Source organism: Brachybacterium sp., assembly GCF_052095815.1.
In the GTDB taxonomy this organism is placed as follows: domain Bacteria; phylum Actinomycetota; class Actinomycetes; order Actinomycetales; family Dermabacteraceae; genus Brachybacterium.
Genome location: NZ_JBQDLF010000007.1, coordinates 81,302 through 100,833, shown reverse-complemented (window position 1 = coordinate 100,833; position 19,532 = coordinate 81,302). Strand labels below are relative to the sequence as shown.

The following is a 19,532-nucleotide window of genomic DNA, read 5'->3' as shown; positions in this document are numbered from 1 at the left end:
GCAGGCAAGTAACAGATTTTCGGTGTGTGCACGACACCCGATGCGCCTCGTGCGGAGGCGATCTCACCCCGCCGCGCGCTCCAGCTCCATACCGTCACTGCGCCCGAGCTGGACGAAGATGAATGCGGCACAGAGCAGGCCCAGAACCATCACCACCACGTCGAGGAGGCCGCTGCCAGCATTCGCCAGTGCCGCCCCCCGCCCGCCCTCCAACTCGTTGATCGACGCGACGGCTGTGAGCTGCATGTTGAAGGCCAGGTGGGCGAGGAGGATCGGGATGAACTGGCCGAACAGGTAGTACAGCCCGACGAGTCCTGCCGCCCAAATAATCATACCGATGGACGTACCGAGCCCGTAGTAGATGTGGAAGACGACGCGGAGCACGACCGCGACCACGCACACCACGGGCCATGGGGCGCGTGCGGCGCGCAGAGCGACGATAAGAAGTGCAAGGACGATCACCTCCTCGACCGCCCCACCGACGCCGCTGGCGATCGTGTCGAAGACAGCACCGGCAAATGTGTCGGAGACCGGGTGCTCCTCAATGCTCGGTCCCGCCATCCACGGAAACAGGCTGACCACAAAGGCGCCAAAGCACTGGGTGAGGTTGACCAGCATCCATGCGGTGAGGAAAACGAGCACCGCAGTGCGCTTCCTATACGTGGGCCGTCTGCCCAGTCCGATGCGTTCGCGGGGAGTGTCTGTCGCAGCAGCAATGACAGAAAGCACGATCAGGCCGGCACCAGCTAACGCCATTGATCCGACGATTGTCTGCATTGAGGAGCCCACCGTGGGGGCCGCACGTTCCGTGGGTTCGATCAGATAGGCGACAGCACGCACCGTCGAGGGTCCCCAGCGCACGAAGTACAGCGCGAGTGCTAGGCCCACGGCCCACCATCGCCACTGTGCGTTCAGCGGCCGAGCCAGTACCAATGGCCGCAGAGGTGCGCGCATTGCTCTGGGTGTCTGCTCCGGTCCGGGATCCGCAGGACTCTCGCTCATGACCGGATCGTATCCGGACGCGCTGCGCCGCCGCTGCGTGGTCCTGCACCCTGCAGCAGGCTCGCCGCCCGACGCCAGCGCTCAGGCGGCGCGGCGCCCCGTGGCGAGGTCGAGCAGGTGGTCGAACACCGCCTCGCCGCCGGCCCGCAGACCGTTGTGCTCGTACTCGCTGGTGACCCACGGTCGCAGGCCGGGCAGCAGCGCGGCCGTGGCCATCGAATACTCGCGCGGGACGTAGGCGTCGTCGTAATAGACCGCGGCGGCGGCGGGGACGGTGCAGCGACGCAGTGCGTCTGCGTCGTAGAGCTGCGGCCAGTCGTGCTCTGCCAGCATCTCCGCAGCCTCGGCCCAGAATGCGAGCTCCGGATCCTCGGTGAAGAGATCCCGGTGGATGTGCTCTCCGCCCAGCAGGGTCGGGTCATCGCGCACCTCGTTCGGCATCATCCGGTCCGCCGCCCAGCGGGTGGCGGTGCCGTCGGCCCAGCAGCTCTCATGGATCACCGCATACAGGGGGTTCCGGCCGCCGAAGGGCAGTGCGGCGGCAAGGTCATGGGCGAAGGCCGGGGAGGCGGGGTCGAGGTCCAGCAGGTAGTGCAGTCGCTCCGCCCCCTGGGAGGCGCCGAGCAGGTGGCCCAGGCGGCGCAGCCGCTCCACTCCCACCCGCTGGCCGTCCGGGAGACTGAGCCGCCCGGCATCAGCAGCGTCGGCGAGGCGGCGGAAGCGGTCGCGATCCCCCGGGAAGCGGGACCAGTAGCGCTCGCTGCGCCCGATCATGCCCTGCCAGGTGGTCGCGTAGACGGCATCCATATCGGGGCCCACCGTCGGCAGTCCCCCGGTGAACAGGGCCTTCTCGACGCTGCCCGCGGCGGCGCTGAGGTAGCGCAGGGCGGTGAATCCGCCGAAGGACTGCCCCAGCAGCGACCACGTCGGGACCCCGAGGTGCTCGCGCAGCGCCTCCGCATCGGCCACGATCGCGTCGGCCCGGAAGTGGGTGAGGTACTCCGCCTGCTGCGCGGCGGTCGCCTCGCGCAGGGTCGCGGCGCCGGGGATCGCTCCCTCGGGCAGCGCGGTGTCGGGGCCGACGGGGGTCGAGCGGCCGGTGCCGCGCTGGTCGAGCATCACCACCCGGTGCTCGCGCAGGGCGCGGGGCAGCCAGGGGGTGGAGCCGGGTGAGAGCGGGCGGGGCGCCTCGGAGCCGGGGCCACCCTGCAGGTAGACGAGGTAGGGGCGGTCCTCCCCGCACTCCTCGGCGATCACCCGGGCGAACACCTCGATCTGTGCGCCGGCGGGATCGGCATGATCCAGCGGGACGCTCAGGGTCAGGTCTCGCAGCTGCAGGCCGGGCAGGGTCCAGGTGGTCATGTCGCTCATTCGTCGTCGAGGGTGGTGGTGCCGGGGAAGAACTCCCAGTCGAAGGTGACGAGCCGACCGGGGACGTCCTCACGGTCGATCGCGCGGTCGATGATGATGCTCGACAGCCGCGCGAAGACGTCGTCGACGCCGTAGTAGCTGATGGGGCCGAAGAACTCGGTGTTCGCAGGAACGTCGCCGATGGAGATGAACTCGAGGTCCTCCGGGACTTTCACTCCCACGCGCTCGGCGGCGAGATGCAGCGCCACCGCCTGGTAGCCGGTGAAGCAGATGACCGCCTCCGGGCGGTCCGGCCCCTGCAGCCATTCGATCGCGGCGAGGTAGGTCTCGTGGCTGCCCTCGGGGACGACGTGCACGAGCGCCTCCGCGGGTCCGTCGCCGAGCTCGCGCACCGCGTCGAGGAAGGCTCCGGTGCGGGAATGGGCGAGGGCGCCGCCGGCCCGCCGTTCGAGGTCGGGGGCGAGCATCTGGACCCGTCGGTGGCGTGCGCGGAGCCTCTCATAGGCCCGACGGATCGCGAAGGACGGCGAGGAGGAGACCACGTCGAAGTCCTCCGGCTCCATCTTCGCGCTGAAGGCGACGAGCCCGCTGTGCGTCGCGGCGGCGAGGCGGCGGACCAGGTTGGGACCGTTCTCCACGAAGTCGATGCTGGTCAGCAGCGCAGCATCGGCGGAGGCGCCGAGCAGGTACTCGTACCAGCGCTCATCGGCCAGGACCAGGGTGGAGAGGTCGTGCACGAGCGCATCGTCCCGCACCTGGGTGGTCAGCTGCACGCCCCAGGGATCGTCCAGGGTGCCGAGGGCGAGCACGATGCCGCCGCTGCGGCCGGTGCGCATGGCCTGGGCGTGACGATTCGGGACATAGCCCAGCGAGGCCGCGGCTGCCCGCACCTTGGCCTTCGTGGCCGCCGAACCGGCCGACCGGGAGCCGCCACGGCCCGAGAGCACGAAGGAGGCGGTCGCGAGCGACACCTCGGCAGCCCGGGCAACATCGGCCAGAGTCACCGTGCTGCGGGGAACTGGACCACGGGGCAGGGGATCACGGGGATCGCCGTTCATCGCGGGGACGCCTCCTCGGAGGCGGGTTCCGCGAGCTCGAAGCACTCGCGACGGCTGCGAACGCCCTGGGCGGAGCGTTCGAACTCAGCCCCCGCGACAGCCTGGGGCGAGGACACGGAGTGCGTCATCGGATCCTTCCCTCGCGGTGCATCGCGCGGCAGGCCCGCGACCATGAGCAGATCCTGGGAGTCTACCGGCCGGTCTCCCGGCTCGGAGCCGGAGGGCGCGGGTCAGGCCCCGCCGCCGGTGAGCCAGGTGAGCGCCGGGCCGATCGTGTTCAGCGCGATGATCACGCCGATGATGCCGACCGCCCACGAGAAGGCGCTGGTCGCGTTCTTCACCGCCCACTCGTGGGCGCGGTCCAGGAAGGAGTCGGCCCGATCCCCGAGCACGGCGCGGATCCCGCACAGCACCGCGCCCGGCACGATCATCACCGCGCAGTACACCGCCAGGATGGGGATGCCGCCAGCCAGCCCCACACCGCTCTCGACGATGATCCCCATCGCCGCGAGATACGGGATCATCGAGGCCGCTTCGATGAGGCCGGCGGTCAACGCCAGGCCGATCAGCACTGCGGGCCGACCGGAGGCGTGGCGCGCGCGCCGGGTCCACTTCCGGGCGGAGGCCTCGGGGTCGCCTCCGCGCTTCGCGACCGCCTTGGGATCGATGCGGAAGGAGTAGACCACCAGCAGCACCCCGATCACGGCGAGCACCACCATCACCGGTGGCGAGGCCAGCAGATGCCCGAAGGACTCGATCAGCGGCAGCAGGCCGGCCAGCAGCGCGATGCCCAGCAGGAGGTAGAACACCCCGATCACCGCCAGGAACAGCAGTGTGCGGCCGGCGACGCGGCGTGCCCCGCCCTCCCCCACCACCAGCAGGATCACCGGGATCACGAGCGTGCCCATCGAGGTCGAGTCCACCAGGGCGAGCACCAGCAGGCCCAGCGGCCCCGCAACATCCATCAGTGATTCCATGGGTTCCATGGTGGTGCCGGCGACCCCGCGCAGTCCTCCTCCCTTGGGAGGAAGTGGGGTGGTCGAGCACGACGTGCGGAGAGCGGCCACGTAGCCTCTCACCATGACCGATGCTCCCGCTCCGCGCAGCAGCTCGCCCGCACGCGCGGTCCCACTGCTGTTCGAGCCGGCGCCCTCCGAGGACCAGGGGAAGCCCCCGATCGGGGCACGGGACCTGCTGGTCGTCGCGGTCTATGCGGCGATCGTCGTGCTGCTGGCGGCCTCGGGCACGGAGAACTCCGGGTTCCTGCTCCAGGGGCGGGAATGGCCAGCAGGGGTGTCGGTCGCGCTAATGCTGGTGGCCTGTGCGAGCCTGCTCTGGCGTCGCCAGCGGCCGGCGATCACCCTCGTCGTCGCCGGGCCCCTGAGTGTCGTGGAGATCCTGGTGGGCGGGCAGATCTCCGCGTACTTCCTGTTGTTCGAGGCGCTGTTCGATCCGGTCATGCACGGCAGCCGCCCCCTGGCGGTACGGACCACCTGGGCTGCGATCGTGCTCGGGGCTGCCGGGATGCTGGCCGTCCTCTTCTCCGGCCTCCCCGGCGAGGCGGTGTTCGTCCTCGCGATGGTCGCCGTCCTCGTGGTGATCACCCCGCTGCTGTGGGGCTGGGAGGTGCGTCATCATCGCGGCGCCCGGCAGGCCGCCGAGCGGCTCGCGGGCCTCGAGCATGAGCTCGCCGCGACCCGCGCCGCCCATGCGGTGGAGACCGAGCGGCGCAGCATCGCGCACGACCTGCACGATGTGATCGCCGGGCACCTCAGCGCCGTCTCCCTGCACACCAACCTCGCCTCCTCCCTCGAGGACCCCGCCGCCCGCGACCGGTCCCTGGACACCGCCCGGGACTCCGCCCATGCCGCGCTGCGGGATCTGCGCTCGATGATCGGGATGCTCTCTGGCCCGGAGTCCGGGGCTCTGCCCGAGGTCACCCTGGACTGGCCCTCGCTCACCGCCCGCCTGTACGGCCGCGATCCGGAGGCGCGGGTCAGCATCGATCCCGCGGTCGACGACCCCACCCTGGTCGAGCCCGCGGTGCAGGCCGCGCTGCTGCGCATCGGCGCCGAGGCCGTCACCAATGCGGTGCGCCACGGGCAGGCCCCGATCACGCTGGACGTCCGGGTGGAGGCCGCGACCGTGGTGCTCGAGCTGCGCAACCGCCGATCGGAGGCGTCGGTGCCGGGCACCGGCGTGGGCCGTGGCGCGCTCTCGCACCGGGCCGCCGCTGTGGGTGGCAGCGCGAGGTCCGGGCCGGTCAGCGCGGTCGGCGCGGTCGGCGCGGGAGCGGACTCCGGCGTCTGGCGGGTCCTCGCGGAGCTGCCGGTGAAGGCTGCCGCGCCGCTCGGCGAGGATGCCTCCGACTCGGCCACGATCTCCCCCCGCACCACCTCCGACACCGCGCCCGGTGCCGTCCCCGAGGAGTCCCGCTCATGACCATTCCCGCTGCCCGGCCGGCCCGTTCCCCGATCCGGGTGCTGGTCGCGGATGACCACCCCGCTGTGCGCTCGGGCCTGGTGGCGCTGTTGGACTCCGCTGCGGACATCACCGTGGTCGCCGAGGCGGCCGACGGGGACGCCGCCGTGGCCGCCGCCCGGGAGCACCGCCCGGATGTGGTGCTGACCGACGTGCGAATGCCGGGTGCGACGGGCATCGAGATCACCCCGCGCCTGCGCGAGACCGGTGCGAACGTGCTGGTGATCTCCGGCTTCGACCTGGATGACTATGTGCTCGGCGCGCTCGCGGCCGGGGCCGACGGGTATCTCGTGAAGACCGAGGATCCGCAGCGGATCCTCTCTGCGGTGCGGGATGTGCACCGCGGGGACGCGGTGCTCTCCGCGGCGGCGACCCGCGCTGTGGTCGGAGCGCTGCGGGACAGGTCGGTGACCGCTCCGGCATCGGAGCAGGCGCCCTCGTCGATGGATGCCGGCGGGAGTCCGGCGTCGGGCCCGCGGTCGGAGACCAGCGCCGAGCCCGTGTTCACCGGTCGGGAGGAGGATGTGCTCGCCCTGGTCGCCCAGGGGCTCTCCAACCAGCAGATCGCCTCGCGGCTCTTCGTCGAGATCTCCACGGTGAAGTCCCATCTCTCGCATGCCCTGATGAAGCTGCAGCTCGACTCCCGGGTGCAGGCGGCGCTGTGGTGGCGGCAGCACCGCGGCTGACCCGCGGGCGGGGCTGCGGGCGAATCTGGGCGTGCGAGACCGACGCCAGGAAAGTCATGAAAACTGGATGCTCTCACCGGGAATGCGGTGGCGCGGACCGGCGTTGGGGGATGCGTACGGCACATTCCCTACGGGGAGACGTGCGCTCCTGAAAGAATTATCCAGGTCGTCGGCAACGCCCGTCGGCCGCACCGAACGGTGACCTGACTGCCCCGCCCCAGCCCGCCCAGGGCTCCCCCGACCGGGGGCGTGCGTACATGCGGGTTCCGGCCCTTCGGTTCCTCGACGAAGAAAGCACGTCCTGCTCTCATGACCACGTACACACCCACCCCCACCGGAGAGTTCCCCGCGGTCCAGTCCTCCGGAATCGTCGCGGGGGGATCTTCCGCCGCCGAGGCCGAGTTCGCCACGCGCGACGGCGCCGACGACCCCTCGACCACCGTGGTGGACGGCCGCGCCCCGAAAGACGTCAAGGTCGCCCCGATCATCGCCGTGCTGGTGGTCTCCGCCTTCGTGATGATCCTCAACGAGACCCTGCTGTCCGTCGCGCTGCCCACGCTGATGGACGACCTGTCGATCACAGCGGTCACCGCGCAGTGGCTCTCCACAGGGTTCATGCTCACCATGGCCGTGGTCATCCCCACCACCGGCTTCCTCATGAAGCGCCTGTCCGTGCGGCACGTGTTCCTCACCGCGATGCTGCTGTTCCTGGTGGGCACCGCGATCGCCATGTTCTCCCAGAACTTCCCGGTACTGCTGGGCGCTCGCGTGATCCAGGCCGCCGGCACCGCGATGGTGCTGCCGCTGCTGATGACCACCATCCTCGCGCTGGTGCCGATCCGGTCCCGCGGTCTGGTGATGGGCCTGGTGGGCGTCGTCATCTCCGCCGCACCCGCCCTCGGCCCCTCCATCTCCGGGTTCATCCTCGAGCACGGCACCTGGCATGACCTGTTCCTGCTGATGCTGCCGATCATCGTGGTCGCCCTGATCATCGGCCTGCTCTTCATGCGCAACTACACCGAGCCGGAGAAGGTGCGCCTCGATGCGATCTCGGTGATCCTCTCCGCGATCGGCTTCGGCGGCGTGATCTACGCGCTGGCCTCGATCAGCCAGATCGTCTCGGGCACCAGCCGCCTGATCCCACTGCTGGTCGCCGGGATCGGCGTGCTCGCCCTGACGGTGTTCACCCTCCGCCAGCTGCGGATGCTCTCCCGTGGTGACGAGCCGCTGCTGGACCTGCGCCCGCTGAAGGTGCGCACCTTCACGGTCTCGGTGCTGGTCATCCTGATCGGTTTCGCGACCATGCTCGGCACCGTCGTGGCGCTGCCGCTGTACATGACCGGCGCGCTCGAGATGACCACGCTCGAGATCGGCCTGACGATGCTGCCCGGTGCGGCGGCCTCAGGCCTGCTCGGCCCGTTCATCGGCGCCCTGTACGACCGGGTCGGTCCGCGACCGATCGTGGTCCCGGGTATGGCGCTGATGGCAGTGGTGAGCTGGCTGGAGGTGTTCCTGCTCGATGCGGACGCCACCCAGGGCCTGATCATCGCGCTGAACATCCCGCTGGGCATCGGCATGGCGATGGTGATGACCCCGCTGCTGACGCTGTCGCTGGGGGCGCTGCCGCGCTCGCTGTACGGCCACGGCTCGGCGATCCTCAACACCCTGCAGCAGCTCGCCGGGGCGCTCGGCACCGCGGTGTTCATCGCCCTGCTGACCCTCGGCGCGGTCATCGCCGCAGAGTCCGGTGCCTCGGCGCAGGCCGCCCAGGCCAGCGGCATCTCCTGGGCATTCGTCTTCGGTGGCGTGATCACCACGGTCGCGACCGTGCTGGCCATCACGCTGAAGACGACCCCTGCCCAGAACGAGCCCGCCGCCTGAGCGGACGCCGCGGCGACTTCCCTAAGCTGGCGCGATGAGCGCGATGAGCAGGGTGATCTTCATGTGCGGGCCGGCGGGCTCGGGGAAGTCGACCGTCGCGCGCGGTTTCGAGGCCGCCGGGATGGTGCGGCTGTCCGTGGACTCTGAGGCCTGGGCCCGCGGGCACCGCACGATGCCGCTGCCCGAGGCGGTGGCCGCCGAGATCATCACCGTGCTCGAGCAGCGCCTGCTGGCGTGCGTGCGCGCGGGGCAGGACGTGGTGCTGGACCTGTCGTTCTGGTCCCGGCAGATGCGGGACGACTGGCGGGCGCTGCTCGCCCCGTCGGGCATCGTCCCGGAGATCGTGCACGTGGTCGCCTCCCGGAAGACGGCGCTCGCACGGGTCGAGGCACGGGCCGTGGGTAACAGCGACGACTTCCGCCTGCCGCGCGAGATCGCCGAGCGCTACTACGACCACTTCCAGCCACCGACGGACGACGAAGGCTCGATCACCGTGGTGCACACGGACTGACTCGCGAGACCGGTCTCAGGTGGACGGTGACGTCTGCGCACCGAGGGAGTCGCCGGAAGCCCGATCGATGACGTCGCTGACCCGATAGTCGTCCACGAGCACCGCGAACCCCTCGGGGAGCTGGAAGCCGTTGGCAACGCCGGGGTTGATGCGCAGCGCCTCCCACGCAGGATGCACGGTCAGTGCATCGTCAGCCCATTCGGGGCCGCTCGTGAGCTGGATGAACCAGCCGGAATCGATCCCGTCATCCCGGATCGAAAGGTCGGAGAGATCCCGGGTCATCTGCACGCCGGACGCCCTCTGCCAGCCCTCCTGGCCGAAGACGAGGTCGAGATAGTGCACCGGTGGTCCCTGCTGACGACCGGCAATCGCGACGATCTCCGCCTGTCGGCGCTCGATGCGCCACAGGTCGGAGAGATCCTCGGTGCGGTCATGCTCGGGGTTCTGCCAGAAGTCAGGGACCTCGATGACGAAGCCATCGCCCTCATCCCGGAGGAAGAACGATGAGAAGCCGTCCCGGATCTCGTAGCCGTCATGCCACTGGGAGATGTCCTCCTGCTCCACGAACCTCTTCAGTCGCGACTCGACCTCGAGGACGAAAGTCGGCACGCAGCTCGCGCCGAGGAATTTGCTGCCGGCCTTGACTCCGAAGCTCCAGAGTCCTGTCTGCGGATCTTCATAGTGCATGCCCACAGTGAAGCAGAATCGGGGCGGAGAAACCGGGCTTTGTCCGCGCTGGTGGTGGGCGGCTGGCTCGGGCCCCTCAGAGCAGCGCTGCGAAGCCGCGGGCCGTGGGCCACAGCGACGACTTCCGCCTGCCGCGCGAGATCGCGGAGCGCTACTACGACCACTTCCAGCCGCCGACGGACGACGAGGGCCCCGTCACCGTGGTCCGCACCGACTAACGCCGTGGGCGGGCAGTAGCTGTGGACCGACTGAAGTAGTAGGACTGCAGATGCGGTGGACCGGTAGCCTCGCGGCAGAGCTCCTCGCAGGTGGGGCGGACAGGGCGCGGAGGTAGCGGCGGGTGATGTGCTCCTGGACGAGCCGGGAGACGGGGGCGCCAAGCCGGGCGTACCAGGCGGCGGGCCGGGAGACGACGTCGAGGTGGAAGCGCACGAGGCCCGTCGCGGTGCGGGTCACGGTGAACTGCTCGATCCCGGATTCGGGATGCCCGGGCAGCGTGCCGTAGGCGAAGCCGGCACGGTCCGGCTCATCGATCACCCACAGCACGCGGCAGGGCGCGGTGAGCCGGAACGGCGGGCGACCGAGCAGCAGGTGGATCTCCGTGCCCTCCAGCAGCGGGGTCTCAGTGGTGCTGATCTGCAGTCCGGCACGCCGATGCACCTCCCCGCTGCGCAGCGCTGAGGCGGCGCGCTCGAAGTCCATGCCGGTGACCACGGTGCTGCGGTGGTCTCTGCGGTATCCGGCGGGCGGGTGCTCAAGAGCGTCCAGTGGTGCGGTGAGGAGTGGCTGCTCGGTCAGCGGCAGGTAGACGTAGGAGGAGACGGTGCCCGAGCGTCCGGGCCGGAGGCGGTGGAGCCGGGCGGCGAATACCGGTGGGAAGGCGTCGATGAGCGCATTGAGCAGGAGTGTGCGTCGGCCCTCGCGCATCATTTCGTCGGCCCACGCGGAGTCATCCCGATCGATCGCCGGACTCAGCGGGCGAGGCGTCCAGCTCTCGGCCCAGGGCAGCGCGGTGAGGGTCAGGGTGACGGCCGGGTCGCCGACCCCGCTGCCGCTCTCCGCACCGAAGGAGGTGCGCATGCTGTGACCCTGCGTGGTGTGGGCCACCTCGAAGGAGCCGTCCACGATCGACAGCAGCGTGCGGTCGAGGTTCTCGAGCAGGTCGCGGGAGCCGGAGTCGCAGGCATCGCAGCCGCAGTCCGGCGTGGTGCTCACGGGCACCGCCGGATCACCGATCCCGATCACCAGGCCGAGGATCTCTGAGTCGCTGCTCTCGAGGTCGGTGCTGCCGGCTGCCTCCTCGGCTGCGGTGCGGACGAGGACCAGAGGCAGGGCGCCCTGCCGACGGGGCCGCAGCACGGTGGCGCGGTGACGGTCGGCGTGCGGCAGGACCGCCCAGTCGACCTGCCCGCTGTCGTCCACCTCCGCCGCGTCGGCCCAGCCGCGGGCGGTGAGCACCCGTGTCCATGCCTCTGCCCGAGCCCAGAGGATCCGGAACTTGTGGGGGTCCAGGCAGCGGCTGTACTCCTCGTCGAGGCTGTCGCGCCACTCCCCGTCGGCGGTCAGATGCGGATCCTCCCAGCCGGGGGTGTCCGCGCCGGTCTCCGCGAAGGCTGTTTCGACCTCGTCGAGCAGTGCGAGGAGTTCGGGCGAGAGGAGCTGCTCGGAGACGCTCGGATCGTCCTCGTCAGCGGCGCGCAGCGCGTCGTTCTCGGCGTGCCACCAGGTCGGGGCGGAGGAAGCGGTCATGACGGGGAACGTACATCGTGCGGGCGCTGTCGCTCCAGCGCATTCCGCGGTCCTCGTCCGATCCCAGCACGACCACATCCCGCGGTGCCTCCGTCCAGGACGGCACGACCACCGAGCGATCAGGCGGCGCGCCCCGCGGCGGAGGCGATGCCGAGCCAGGTGTGGCGGTTGTTCCACCAGCACCAGCCGAGCTTCGGGGCGTCCTTCCGCTCCCTGCCGTCGCGACCGGTGCCGTTGCTGATCCACAGCGCCGGGGTGCGGGAGTCGAAGGTGCCGCTGGGCTTCTTCAGGCGCGAGCCGATGGTCATGAAGCAGTGGTTGCGCTCGAGCACCTCGGGGCGCTGGAGCACCCAGTGGATGCCCTCGGTGAGCAGCAGCGGAGTGCGGCTGCGGGCGGTGAGCTCGGTGAGTGCCTCCGCCGGGGAGGCGTTCTCGAACTCGTCCCCGCGGTCCGGGCCCTCGACCAGATAGAGCGCCTCGCCGCTCAGCTCGATCCCGGTCGGGGCGAACTGGTCCGCATCGGTCATGTCCCCGACCACGAAGCCCGGCTTGTCACCGCGGCGCAGCAGCGGGGTCAGGGCCGACGGCGGCGCGAGCGCCGGGTCGATTGCGAGCAGGGCGTCGGAGCGGTCGCTCCCCCACTGCACCGCGGCGTCGCGCAGGGACTGCTCGGTGAGCCCGGCGAGGGTGTGGACCTCGAGCTCGATCAGGCGTTCGGCCTGGGCTGCAAGGGCGGGCAGAGGCATATTCCTGGCGGGCACCGGGGCCGGCGGCCGCGACGCCCGAGGCAGTCCTCTCACGCTCACTGCTCCCCTGCCATGCGGCGACGATGCGCCCCAGCGGCGAGGTCGCGGAGCACCTGCTCGGTGGTCCCCCAGTCCATGCACTTGTCGGTCACGGACTGGCCGCGCACCAGGCCGGCGGGGCCGGCATCCACGTCGAGCTTCTGCGCACCGGCGACGAGGTTGCTCTCGAGCATCACACCCGCCACGGCCGCTCCGTCCACCGCGATCTGGGGGGCGAGCATCCTCGCCACCTCGGCCTGGCGCACGTGGTCCTTGTCGCTGTTGCCATGACTGGCATCGATGACCAGGCGCTGCGGCAGAGCACCGCCGGCCAGGCGCTCGGTGGCCTCCCGCACCGGGCCGGGACCCCAGTTCGGCCCGTCGGCCCCGCCGCGCAGGATCAGGTGGGCGTCCGGGTTGCCGGTGGTGGCGACGAGGCTCGCCCGCCCGTCGGCCCCGATGCCGAGGAAGGACTGCGGGGCGGAGGCCGCGGCGATCGCATCGAGCGCCACCTGGATCCCGCCGTCGGTGCCGTTCTTGAAGCCGATCGGCATGGACAGGCCCGAGGCGAGCTGGCGGTGGATCTGGGACTCGGTGGTGCGGGCGCCGATCGCGCCCCAGCTGATGAGGTCCGCGATGTACTGGGGGCTGATCGGTTCGAGGAACTCGGTCGCAGTCGGGAGGCCGAGCGCGGTCACCTCACGCAGGAAGGTCCGCGCGCGGCGCAGACCGGTGGCGATGTCGTGGGAGCCGTTCAGGTGCGGGTCGTTGATCAGGCCCTTCCAGCCCACGGTGGTCCGCGGCTTCTCGAAGTAGGTGCGCATCACCAGCAGCAGCTCCTCCCCCACCTCCGCCTGCATCGCGGCGAGGCGGCGGGCGTAGTCGAGCCCGGCCTCCGGGTCGTGGATCGAGCACGGGCCGACGACGACCAGCAGCCGATCATCAGTGCCCGCCAGCACGGCGCGCACCTGGTCACGGTGAGCCGCGACCTGGGCGGCGTGGTGGGGCTGGAGCGGGAGCTCAGCGAGGAGCTCAGCGGGGGTGGGCAGCGGCGTGTAGCTCGCGATGTGGCGCTCGGGAGCGGCAGGGGCTGCGGGGACAGCGAGGGCTGTGGCGAGAAGAGTCATGGGTCCTGTCCTTCATAGGGGCGGACCCGATGCTCAGAGCCCGCCGGGGAATGGCGAAGGCAGAGCATGTGCTCTGCCCTTGTCGGCTCTGGAGAGGTTGGGGACGCTACACGGCCGCCGGCCCCTCCAGGGCCGACTTCGCATAGGTAAACCAACGGTTCTGCATGCGGGAGAGAGTACACGGATCCCTGCGGGGAGCAAGGCCGAGTCCGCTGCGTGGGCTGGAAGCAGGGGAGGGAGCGCGGGCCATAGCTTTCGCGGGTGGGTGGGCCTACGGTGAAGGCAGGTCCGCCGACGGGCCTCGACGGCGTTCCGCTCTCCGAGGAGGACAGTGCCATGCCCCGCAACGTCGCGCAGAAGCTCATCGCCGCTCACCTGGTGGAGGGGTCGCTGGAGCTCGGAGCCGAGATCGGCCTGCGGGTCGACCAGACCCTCACCCAGGACGCCACCGGCACCATGGTCATGCTCGAGCTGGAGGCGATGGGCCTGGACCGGGTCCGCACCGAGCTGTCGGTGCAGTACGTGGACCACAACCTGCTGCAGACCGATGAGAAGAACCCCGACGACCACCTGTTCCTGCAGTCCGCCGCCCAGCGCTTCGGGCTGTGGTTCTCCAAGGCCGGCAACGGCGTCTCCCATCCCGTCCACCAGGCACACTTCGGTCGTCCGGGCGCGCTGCTGATCGGTTCGGACTCCCACACCTGCGCGGCCGGGGCACTGGGGATGCTGGCGATCGGCGTGGGCGGGCTCGAGGTCGCGATGGCGATGGCGGGCCAGCCGCTGTACGTCACCCTGCCGGAGATCTGGGGCGTCGAGCTGACCGGGAACCTGCCGGACTGGGTCAGCGCGAAGGACGTGGTGCTGGAGATGCTGCGCCGTCACGGGGTCAGCGGCGGCGTGGGCCGCATCATCGAATACCACGGCTCGGGGCTCGCCCAGCTCGATGCGATGGACCGGCACGTCATCGCCAACATGGGCGCCGAGCTCGGGGCGACCGCGACAGTCTTCCCGGCCGACGACGCCGCCCGCGACTACCTGGAGGCCGTCGGCCGCGCCGAGCAGTTCGAGCCCTGGGAGGCCGACGAGGGCGCGACCTACGACCTGACCGAGCGCATCGACCTCGCTGCGCTCGAGCCGCTGATCGCCCGCCCCTCCTCCCCCGGCAACGTGGTGCCGGTGGCGGAGGTGGCCGGAGAGCCGGTGAATCAGGTGGTCGTCGGCTCCTCGGCGAATCCGGGGCTGCGGGACTTCGCCGTGGTGGCTGAGATCCTCGACGGCAGGCAGGCCGACCCGCGGGTGTCGGTGGACATCAACCCCACCTCGCGGGAGGTGCTGGCGGACCTCATCACCGGCGGCTGGCTGGGGTCGCTGGTCGCCTCCGGCGCCCGGATCCACCAGTCCGGCTGCATGGGCTGCATCGGAATGGGCCAGGCCCCCGCCAGCGGCCGCAACTCCCTGCGCACCATGCCCCGCAACTTCCCGGGCCGCTCCGGCACCGAGGAGGATGCGGTGTGGCTGTGCTCCCCGGAGACCGCAGCCGCCTCGGCGCTGACCGGGACGATCACCGATCCACGCACCCTCGAGGCCAGCCACGACCTCCCGTATCCGCGACCCACGCTGCCCGGGCAGTACGCGCAGATGAGCGACATGCTGATCCCACCGCTGCCCGAGCAGGAGGCGCTGTCCGTCGAACTGGTCAAGGGACCCAACATCTCCTCGCTGCCGGACTTCGCGCCGGTCGCGGACCGCCTCGCGGTGCCCACGCTGCTGGTGATGGGCGATGACGTCTCCACCGACGAGATCCTCCCGGCCGGATCCCAGGTGCTGCCCTTCCGCTCCAACATCCCGCGCATCGCCGACTTCGCCTTCACCCGGATCGACAAGGACTACCCGCGCCGGGCCCGGGAGACCGACGGCGGACACGTGGTGGTGGCCGGGAAGAACTACGGACAGGGCTCCTCGCGCGAGCACGCGGTGATCGCCCCGCGCTACCTGGGGCTGCAGGCCGTGATCGCGGTGAGCTTCGCCCGGATCCACTGGCAGAACCTCGCGAACTTCGGGATCGTGCCGCTCGAGTTCGAGGACCCTGCGGATCTGGAGTCGATCGCGGTCGGCGATGAGGTGATCCTCGAGGGCGTACACGCGGCGCTGCACGAGGGTCGAAGCCTGAGCGCGACGATCGGCGGGCGCGAGGTGCGCCTGGCGCACCGGCTCTCGGAGCGCCAGGTGGGCATGGTCCTGGCCGGGGGTCGGATCCCGCTGACGGCGCAGCAGGTGAGATGAGTGTGTGCCAGGCGTGACGTCGACTGGTTCCGGGACGCGGTCACCGGGGCGTCGAAGGGCTGACGCGCAGGCGCATCGGCTCCGACCGGAAGGTCGGACCCGACCGGCGCTGTCGTTCTACACTCGCCATCACCGCGCATTATCGGCGCGGACCCTCGACATCAGGAGGTACGCGATGAGCACCGACGAGAAGTTCGAGAACGCGAAGGACAAGCTGGGCGGCCAGGCCAAGGAAGGTTTCGGCAAGGCCACCGGCGACAAGCAGACCGAGACCGAGGGTCAGGCCCAGCAGGGCAAGGCCGAGGCGAAGGACAAGCTCCAGGACGCCCGCGATTCCGTGAAGGGTGCCGCTGAGGGGATGTTCGGCGACAAGGACAAGCGGGACTGATCCGGCCCGGGCGAGAGCCCGGTCTGCGCGCAGTTCTCGGTGGCGGCTCCACGTGGTGGGGCCGCCACGGTCATGCCTGAGGGTCGGGCGTGCCGCCCTTCAGTGCCAAGAGTGGGGTTGACGGGTTCGGGCGTGAGCACCAGGCGTGACAGCCACGCCCGCGAGGAGCAGGATGGGCGGCCCGGACCCCTCCGAGAGGACCCACCCATGTCGCAGCGCCTGCGCGTCCAGAACTTCACTGTCTCCCGCGACGGTATCGCCGCCGGCGAGGACCAGACGCTCGAGCAGCCCTTCGGCCACGACGTGAATCCGATGGAGCTGATGAGCTGGGCTGCGGGCACCGCGAGCTGGCCCAACCGCACGGACGCCGGCGGCAGCCGAGGCTTCGAGGACCGCCTGACCCGCGACTTCACCCACGGCATCGGCGCCGAAATCATGGGCCGTCACAAGTTCGGCCCCAAGTCCGGCCCCTGGCCCGACGAGACATGGGAGGGCTGGTGGGGTGAGGAACCACCGTTCCACACCCCTGTCTTCGTGCTCACGAGCCACCCGCGCCCGCCGCTGGTCAAGGGCGAGACAACCTTCCACTTCCTCGACGCCACCCCGGCTGAGGCACTTGAACAGGCGAGAAAGGCAGCGAATGGGCTCGATGTGCGGCTCGGTGGGGGTGTCACCACCCTGCGCGCCTTCCTCGACGCAGACCTGGTCGACGAGCTGCACGTGGCGATCGCGCCGATCGCGCTGGGGACGGGCCTGAAGCTCTGGGATCGGCCGGAGGATCTCGAGGACCGCTTCCACCTGGAGAAGATCACTGCTGACAGCGGTGTGACGCACTGCTTCCTCTGGCGGCGTTCCGCCTGATCTCGCCACCGGTCTCGCCACCGGATTTCTGTCGCTCGTGAGGTCTTGAACGCTCCACAGCCGTTCACAGCTCACAGGAGACAGAGTTCTGGTGGCATCGCCGAGACCTTCGACCGCGGCGAGCCGTGGACGGTGCAGCGCTCGGTCGATCAGGGCGAGCCGGAGGAGACCGCCGTGAGCGTCGCAGTGTTCGCCGGGCGGTGAGCTGAGAGCCGCGAGCTGAGCAGCCAATGCTGCCCACCACGCCGCCTGCACGCCGAATCGGGGGCTGACCGCAGAACCTGCGCCATGGGCTTCGGTATCACCGGTGATACACTCCCTTCATGAACGGAGTGACGGTCAGAGACCTACGGAATCGCAGCGCCGAAGTGCTTCGTCGGGTTGAGCACGGGGAGACGCTCACCGTGACGCGGGACGGCGAGCCCGTCGCCGCCGTCGGCCCCCTTCCTCGACGGGCACTCTCCGTCGAGACGCTGATCGCCCATCGGCGTTCACTGCCTGCGATCGATGCAGCAGAGCTGCAGGCCGAGATCGACGAGCTGATCGATCCAGCGTTGTGACGCACCCGGACAGCCATGGAGTGCTGGACACCTCGGCATTGATCGATCTTGCCTCGCTGGACCCGTCATCCCTGCCCTCGAGGCCTAGCATCACTGCGATCACCCTCGCCGAACTCTCGGTCGGCCCTCACGCGGCCCGGTCAGCCTCCGTGCGGGCGGCGCGGCAGGCACATCTGCAGCAGGCGGAAGCAGATTTCGAGCCGATCCCCTTCGACAGCTCTGCGGCACGCGCCTTCGGGCTGGTCGCCGCGGCGCTGCGCGCCTCAGGCCGCAAGCCTGCCGCCCGCGCCTACGACGCACTGATCGCCGCCGTCGCGATGTCCCGGGAACTGCCGGTCTACACGGCGAACCCGAAGGACTTCGAGGGGATCGACGGACTCACGGTGCATGAGGTGCGGCGCTCGGACGACGCGTGACCGCGCCGTACAGATCCACGGCGAGAGGATCGACGCCGGGACGGCGAACGTCATGTGGTCCGCGACGTCCGCATCGCCGTGTTCACCCCAGACCCTCATACTCCTCCTGCATCTCCAGTGCGCCGAAGGCCTCGACGATCACCTCGACGGTGCCGTGGAATCGGAGGTCGTTCCCGTCCGGGGAGGCCTCGCGCACCAGCAGTCCGTAGGTCGCGAGCGCTGCCAGGTCCCGTCCCGTCTGCCAGTACCGCTGGATCTCGTCCATGTCGGGGTCACCGCCGAGGTCCGCCGGGACCAGGTCACGGTCGAGCGCGACGCGGATCGTGGCCGGGAGTGCGAGTCCGCCGGGCGCGATGGTGTGCATCAGAGCCGCGAAGGTGTCGGGGCCGCCGAACAGGCCACCCCCCTCGGGCCCCTGCTGCAGGGTGTCGAGGATCAGCAGCATGAGCAGCGCCCGGGAGAAGCGGACGAAGGCCGCAGGGTCCTCCGTCTGCGGGACCGCGGGCGTCAGCCCCTGCCCCGGCGTGACCCGGGTGCTGCTCAGCTCCAGCCAGCCGCCGCTGACCAGGGCGTTCCAGGGGCCGACGATCGGGCCGACCTGCCACATCGTGGTGAGCTTCTGCTCGCCGAGGTCGAGCTGCCATGCCTCGACCAGGGCGCGGACGTCGGCCATGCGCAGCGCGCCGGTGGAGGTGATCCGGCGGCCCTCGCCCACGTGCTCGAGCAGGCGCACGGCGCCGCGCACCAGAGGGATCTCGGCGTAGACGGCCGCCGCTCCGACCGGGTCCTCGTCGACGTCGACGGAGCTCTCCAGGGCGCTGCGCGACAGCCCGTCCTGCGGGAGGAACCAGGGCCAGCCGAGCGCCTCCGCACCGGCGGAGGCCGCAGGGTCCGTGCTGACAGGTTCCGGTGCCGGGGCATGGGAGAAGAAGGCGGAGCCGCTGCCGGCTCCGAGCGCTGGGCTGCGAGCACCGGGGATGTAGGGACGGGAGGGGTTCCGCAGCTGCCCTGTGTCGCTGAGCTCATGGCGTTCTACCACGGTGAGCTCTGTGTTGTACCAGGTCATGAAGTCTTCCAGGGTCTCGGCGTCGTCGAGCTCGACGCCGAGGGTCTGGGCGTAGGTGAGGATGTTCCCGGAGAAGGTACGACGGGAGGGGTCGTCGGCCGCTTCGAGCGTCGTGAACTCCAGCTCCGCCAGGAGCTCCTGGGCGTCATCGGCCGTGAGCCCGTCGGGGTGTCGGCGGCCGGACTCCTGCAGGAAGCCGAGGAACTGCCCGAGCGCCGGGCCCTGCGCCATCACCATCTCCCGCGGCTGGACCACCTTCCGGGGCGCCACCTCGGTGAGCAGCACCTCGATGAGCTCCCCGGTCCAGTAGGTGGGGTCAGGGCTCTCCAGCTGCTCCGCCTTCAGTCGCAGCAGCTGCTCGACATGGGATGCCTCCGAGTCCGCCGTCGCCACGGAGACAGCGTCCCGGCGCGACAGCACGAACTGTGCGAGTAGCGCCTCGACATCCCGCTCCCAGCGGCGGGTACCGGTGCTGTGCCGGTCAGGGCCGGGACCTGTCTGTTCGCGGTGGTCGCGTCGTGTTCTGCGCTTCTTCGGCATGTCTCCCATGATGACGGCTGAAGGGATGCCGCGCGACATCCAGCTCACGACGCGCTCTCTCCGACGGCGCACTCCGTGCA

19 protein-coding genes are annotated in these 19,532 nt (G+C 70.4%); 9 read left to right on the top strand and 10 right to left on the bottom strand.

From position 1 onward, the window contains the following. Positions 1-63 precede the first annotated feature (63 nt). The 5 genes from ACTH43_RS04880 to ACTH43_RS04860 all read right to left on the bottom strand — a co-directional run bounded on the left by ACTH43_RS04880 (position 64) and on the right by ACTH43_RS04860 (position 4,408). Positions 64-1,002, bottom strand: coding sequence for a hypothetical protein (locus ACTH43_RS04880; protein ID WP_441443798.1), 939 nt, complete (start codon positions 1,000-1,002; stop codon positions 64-66). Between the two features lie 81 nt (positions 1,003-1,083). Beyond that, positions 1,084-2,364 carry an alpha/beta fold hydrolase gene (locus ACTH43_RS04875; protein ID WP_441443797.1) on the bottom strand — a complete coding sequence of 427 codons (1,281 nt, stop codon included), beginning with the start codon at positions 2,362-2,364 and terminating at the stop codon, positions 1,084-1,086. 5 nt (positions 2,365-2,369) lie between these two features. Beyond that, the gene (locus ACTH43_RS04870) at positions 2,370-3,431 is read right to left on the bottom strand and encodes a LacI family DNA-binding transcriptional regulator (protein ID WP_441443796.1); all 1,062 of its coding nucleotides are present in this window, start codon (positions 3,429-3,431) and stop codon (positions 2,370-2,372) included. Next, positions 3,428-3,559: a hypothetical protein gene (locus tag ACTH43_RS04865; protein ID WP_441443795.1), complete on the bottom strand. Its 132-nt coding sequence runs from the start codon at positions 3,557-3,559 to the stop codon at positions 3,428-3,430. Before ACTH43_RS04865 ends, ACTH43_RS04870 begins: the two co-directional genes overlap by 4 nt. Before the next feature lie 102 nt (positions 3,560-3,661). Then, positions 3,662-4,408, bottom strand: coding sequence for a GAP family protein (locus ACTH43_RS04860; protein ID WP_441443794.1), 747 nt, complete (start codon positions 4,406-4,408; stop codon positions 3,662-3,664). A gap of 103 nt (positions 4,409-4,511) precedes the next feature. Here ACTH43_RS04860 and ACTH43_RS04855 point away from each other — a divergent pair, with 103 nt between their 5' ends. The 4 genes from ACTH43_RS04855 (at position 4,512) to ACTH43_RS04840 (ending at position 8,990) form a co-directional block, all read left to right on the top strand. After that, positions 4,512-5,873: a sensor histidine kinase gene (locus ACTH43_RS04855; protein WP_441443793.1), complete on the top strand. Its 1,362-nt coding sequence runs from the start codon at positions 4,512-4,514 to the stop codon at positions 5,871-5,873. Beyond that, on the top strand, positions 5,870-6,598 hold the full coding sequence (locus ACTH43_RS04850) for a response regulator (RefSeq protein ID WP_441443792.1): 729 nt from the start codon (positions 5,870-5,872) through the stop codon (positions 6,596-6,598). The genes ACTH43_RS04855 and ACTH43_RS04850 overlap by 4 nt, the downstream gene beginning before the upstream one ends. Before the next feature lie 309 nt (positions 6,599-6,907). After that, positions 6,908-8,479, top strand: a complete 1,572-nt coding sequence (locus ACTH43_RS04845; RefSeq protein WP_441443791.1) for a DHA2 family efflux MFS transporter permease subunit — start codon at positions 6,908-6,910, stop codon at positions 8,477-8,479. 34 nt (positions 8,480-8,513) lie between these two features. Beyond that, on the top strand, positions 8,514-8,990 hold the full coding sequence (locus ACTH43_RS04840; protein ID WP_441443790.1) for an AAA family ATPase: 477 nt from the start codon (positions 8,514-8,516) through the stop codon (positions 8,988-8,990). Positions 8,991-9,005: 15 nt separating this feature from the next. Here ACTH43_RS04840 and ACTH43_RS04835 read toward each other — a convergent pair whose 3' ends face one another. The 4 genes from ACTH43_RS04835 to ACTH43_RS04820 all read right to left on the bottom strand — a co-directional run bounded on the left by ACTH43_RS04835 (position 9,006) and on the right by ACTH43_RS04820 (position 13,338). Beyond that, positions 9,006-9,677 carry a hypothetical protein gene (locus ACTH43_RS04835; protein WP_441443789.1) on the bottom strand — a complete coding sequence of 224 codons (672 nt, stop codon included), beginning with the start codon at positions 9,675-9,677 and terminating at the stop codon, positions 9,006-9,008. A gap of 195 nt (positions 9,678-9,872) precedes the next feature. Further along, positions 9,873-11,426: a DUF1990 domain-containing protein gene (locus tag ACTH43_RS04830; RefSeq protein WP_441443788.1), complete on the bottom strand. Its 1,554-nt coding sequence runs from the start codon at positions 11,424-11,426 to the stop codon at positions 9,873-9,875. A 119-nt stretch (positions 11,427-11,545) separates the two neighbouring features. Continuing rightward, positions 11,546-12,172 (bottom strand): DUF5701 family protein, encoded by a 627-nt coding sequence (locus ACTH43_RS04825; protein ID WP_441443787.1) that lies wholly within the window; start codon positions 12,170-12,172, stop codon positions 11,546-11,548. 56 nt (positions 12,173-12,228) lie between these two features. Beyond that, positions 12,229-13,338 (bottom strand): 3-deoxy-7-phosphoheptulonate synthase, encoded by a 1,110-nt coding sequence (locus ACTH43_RS04820; RefSeq protein ID WP_441443786.1) that lies wholly within the window; start codon positions 13,336-13,338, stop codon positions 12,229-12,231. Between the two features lie 336 nt (positions 13,339-13,674). On the opposite strand from ACTH43_RS04820, the gene ACTH43_RS04815 reads away from it, so the two are divergent. The 5 genes from ACTH43_RS04815 to ACTH43_RS04795 all read left to right on the top strand — a co-directional run bounded on the left by ACTH43_RS04815 (position 13,675) and on the right by ACTH43_RS04795 (position 17,846). After that, positions 13,675-15,621 carry an aconitate hydratase gene (locus ACTH43_RS04815; RefSeq protein ID WP_441443785.1) on the top strand — a complete coding sequence of 649 codons (1,947 nt, stop codon included), beginning with the start codon at positions 13,675-13,677 and terminating at the stop codon, positions 15,619-15,621. A 175-nt stretch (positions 15,622-15,796) separates the two neighbouring features. Beyond that, positions 15,797-16,009: a CsbD family protein gene (locus ACTH43_RS04810; protein WP_345081079.1), complete on the top strand. Its 213-nt coding sequence runs from the start codon at positions 15,797-15,799 to the stop codon at positions 16,007-16,009. Positions 16,010-16,216: 207 nt separating this feature from the next. Further along, a complete protein-coding gene (locus ACTH43_RS04805) occupies positions 16,217-16,870 on the top strand; it encodes a dihydrofolate reductase family protein (protein WP_441443784.1) in 654 nt (217 codons plus the stop codon). A gap of 323 nt (positions 16,871-17,193) precedes the next feature. Further along, the gene (locus ACTH43_RS04800) at positions 17,194-17,430 is read left to right on the top strand and encodes a type II toxin-antitoxin system Phd/YefM family antitoxin (protein WP_441443783.1); all 237 of its coding nucleotides are present in this window, start codon (positions 17,194-17,196) and stop codon (positions 17,428-17,430) included. Beyond that, positions 17,427-17,846, top strand: a complete 420-nt coding sequence (locus ACTH43_RS04795; RefSeq protein WP_441443782.1) for a type II toxin-antitoxin system VapC family toxin — start codon at positions 17,427-17,429, stop codon at positions 17,844-17,846. The genes ACTH43_RS04800 and ACTH43_RS04795 overlap by 4 nt, the downstream gene beginning before the upstream one ends. 82 nt (positions 17,847-17,928) lie before the next feature. On the opposite strand, the gene ACTH43_RS04790 is transcribed toward ACTH43_RS04795, so the two are convergent. After that, the gene (locus tag ACTH43_RS04790; protein ID WP_441443781.1) at positions 17,929-19,452 is read right to left on the bottom strand and encodes a hypothetical protein; all 1,524 of its coding nucleotides are present in this window, start codon (positions 19,450-19,452) and stop codon (positions 17,929-17,931) included. Positions 19,453-19,532: the final 80 nt, after the last annotated feature.

What these genes read in the sequence shown, in the direction of transcription:
- ACTH43_RS04790 (WP_441443781.1), bottom strand. Translation starts at nt 19,452, where the DNA reads ATGCCGAAGAAGCGCAGAACACGACGCGACCACCGCGAACAGACAGGT.
- ACTH43_RS04840 (WP_441443790.1), top strand. Translation starts at nt 8,514, where the DNA reads ATGAGCGCGATGAGCAGGGTGATCTTCATGTGCGGGCCGGCGGGCTCG.
- ACTH43_RS04815 (WP_441443785.1), top strand. Translation starts at nt 13,675, where the DNA reads ATGCCCCGCAACGTCGCGCAGAAGCTCATCGCCGCTCACCTGGTGGAG.
- ACTH43_RS04805 (WP_441443784.1), top strand. Translation starts at nt 16,217, where the DNA reads ATGTCGCAGCGCCTGCGCGTCCAGAACTTCACTGTCTCCCGCGACGGT.
- ACTH43_RS04835 (WP_441443789.1), bottom strand. Translation starts at nt 9,677, where the DNA reads ATGCACTATGAAGATCCGCAGACAGGACTCTGGAGCTTCGGAGTCAAG.
- ACTH43_RS04825 (WP_441443787.1), bottom strand. Translation starts at nt 12,172, where the DNA reads ATGCCTCTGCCCGCCCTTGCAGCCCAGGCCGAACGCCTGATCGAGCTC.
- ACTH43_RS04880 (WP_441443798.1), bottom strand. Translation starts at nt 1,002, where the DNA reads ATGAGCGAGAGTCCTGCGGATCCCGGACCGGAGCAGACACCCAGAGCA.
- ACTH43_RS04845 (WP_441443791.1), top strand. Translation starts at nt 6,908, where the DNA reads ATGACCACGTACACACCCACCCCCACCGGAGAGTTCCCCGCGGTCCAG.
- ACTH43_RS04875 (WP_441443797.1), bottom strand. Translation starts at nt 2,364, where the DNA reads ATGACCACCTGGACCCTGCCCGGCCTGCAGCTGCGAGACCTGACCCTG.
- ACTH43_RS04800 (WP_441443783.1), top strand. Translation starts at nt 17,194, where the DNA reads ATGAACGGAGTGACGGTCAGAGACCTACGGAATCGCAGCGCCGAAGTG.
- ACTH43_RS04860 (WP_441443794.1), bottom strand. Translation starts at nt 4,408, where the DNA reads ATGGAATCACTGATGGATGTTGCGGGGCCGCTGGGCCTGCTGGTGCTC.
- ACTH43_RS04870 (WP_441443796.1), bottom strand. Translation starts at nt 3,431, where the DNA reads ATGAACGGCGATCCCCGTGATCCCCTGCCCCGTGGTCCAGTTCCCCGC.
- ACTH43_RS04865 (WP_441443795.1), bottom strand. Translation starts at nt 3,559, where the DNA reads ATGACGCACTCCGTGTCCTCGCCCCAGGCTGTCGCGGGGGCTGAGTTC.
- ACTH43_RS04855 (WP_441443793.1), top strand. Translation starts at nt 4,512, where the DNA reads ATGACCGATGCTCCCGCTCCGCGCAGCAGCTCGCCCGCACGCGCGGTC.
- ACTH43_RS04810 (WP_345081079.1), top strand. Translation starts at nt 15,797, where the DNA reads ATGAGCACCGACGAGAAGTTCGAGAACGCGAAGGACAAGCTGGGCGGC.
- ACTH43_RS04850 (WP_441443792.1), top strand. Translation starts at nt 5,870, where the DNA reads ATGACCATTCCCGCTGCCCGGCCGGCCCGTTCCCCGATCCGGGTGCTG.
- ACTH43_RS04820 (WP_441443786.1), bottom strand. Translation starts at nt 13,338, where the DNA reads ATGACTCTTCTCGCCACAGCCCTCGCTGTCCCCGCAGCCCCTGCCGCT.
- ACTH43_RS04830 (WP_441443788.1), bottom strand. Translation starts at nt 11,426, where the DNA reads ATGACCGCTTCCTCCGCCCCGACCTGGTGGCACGCCGAGAACGACGCG.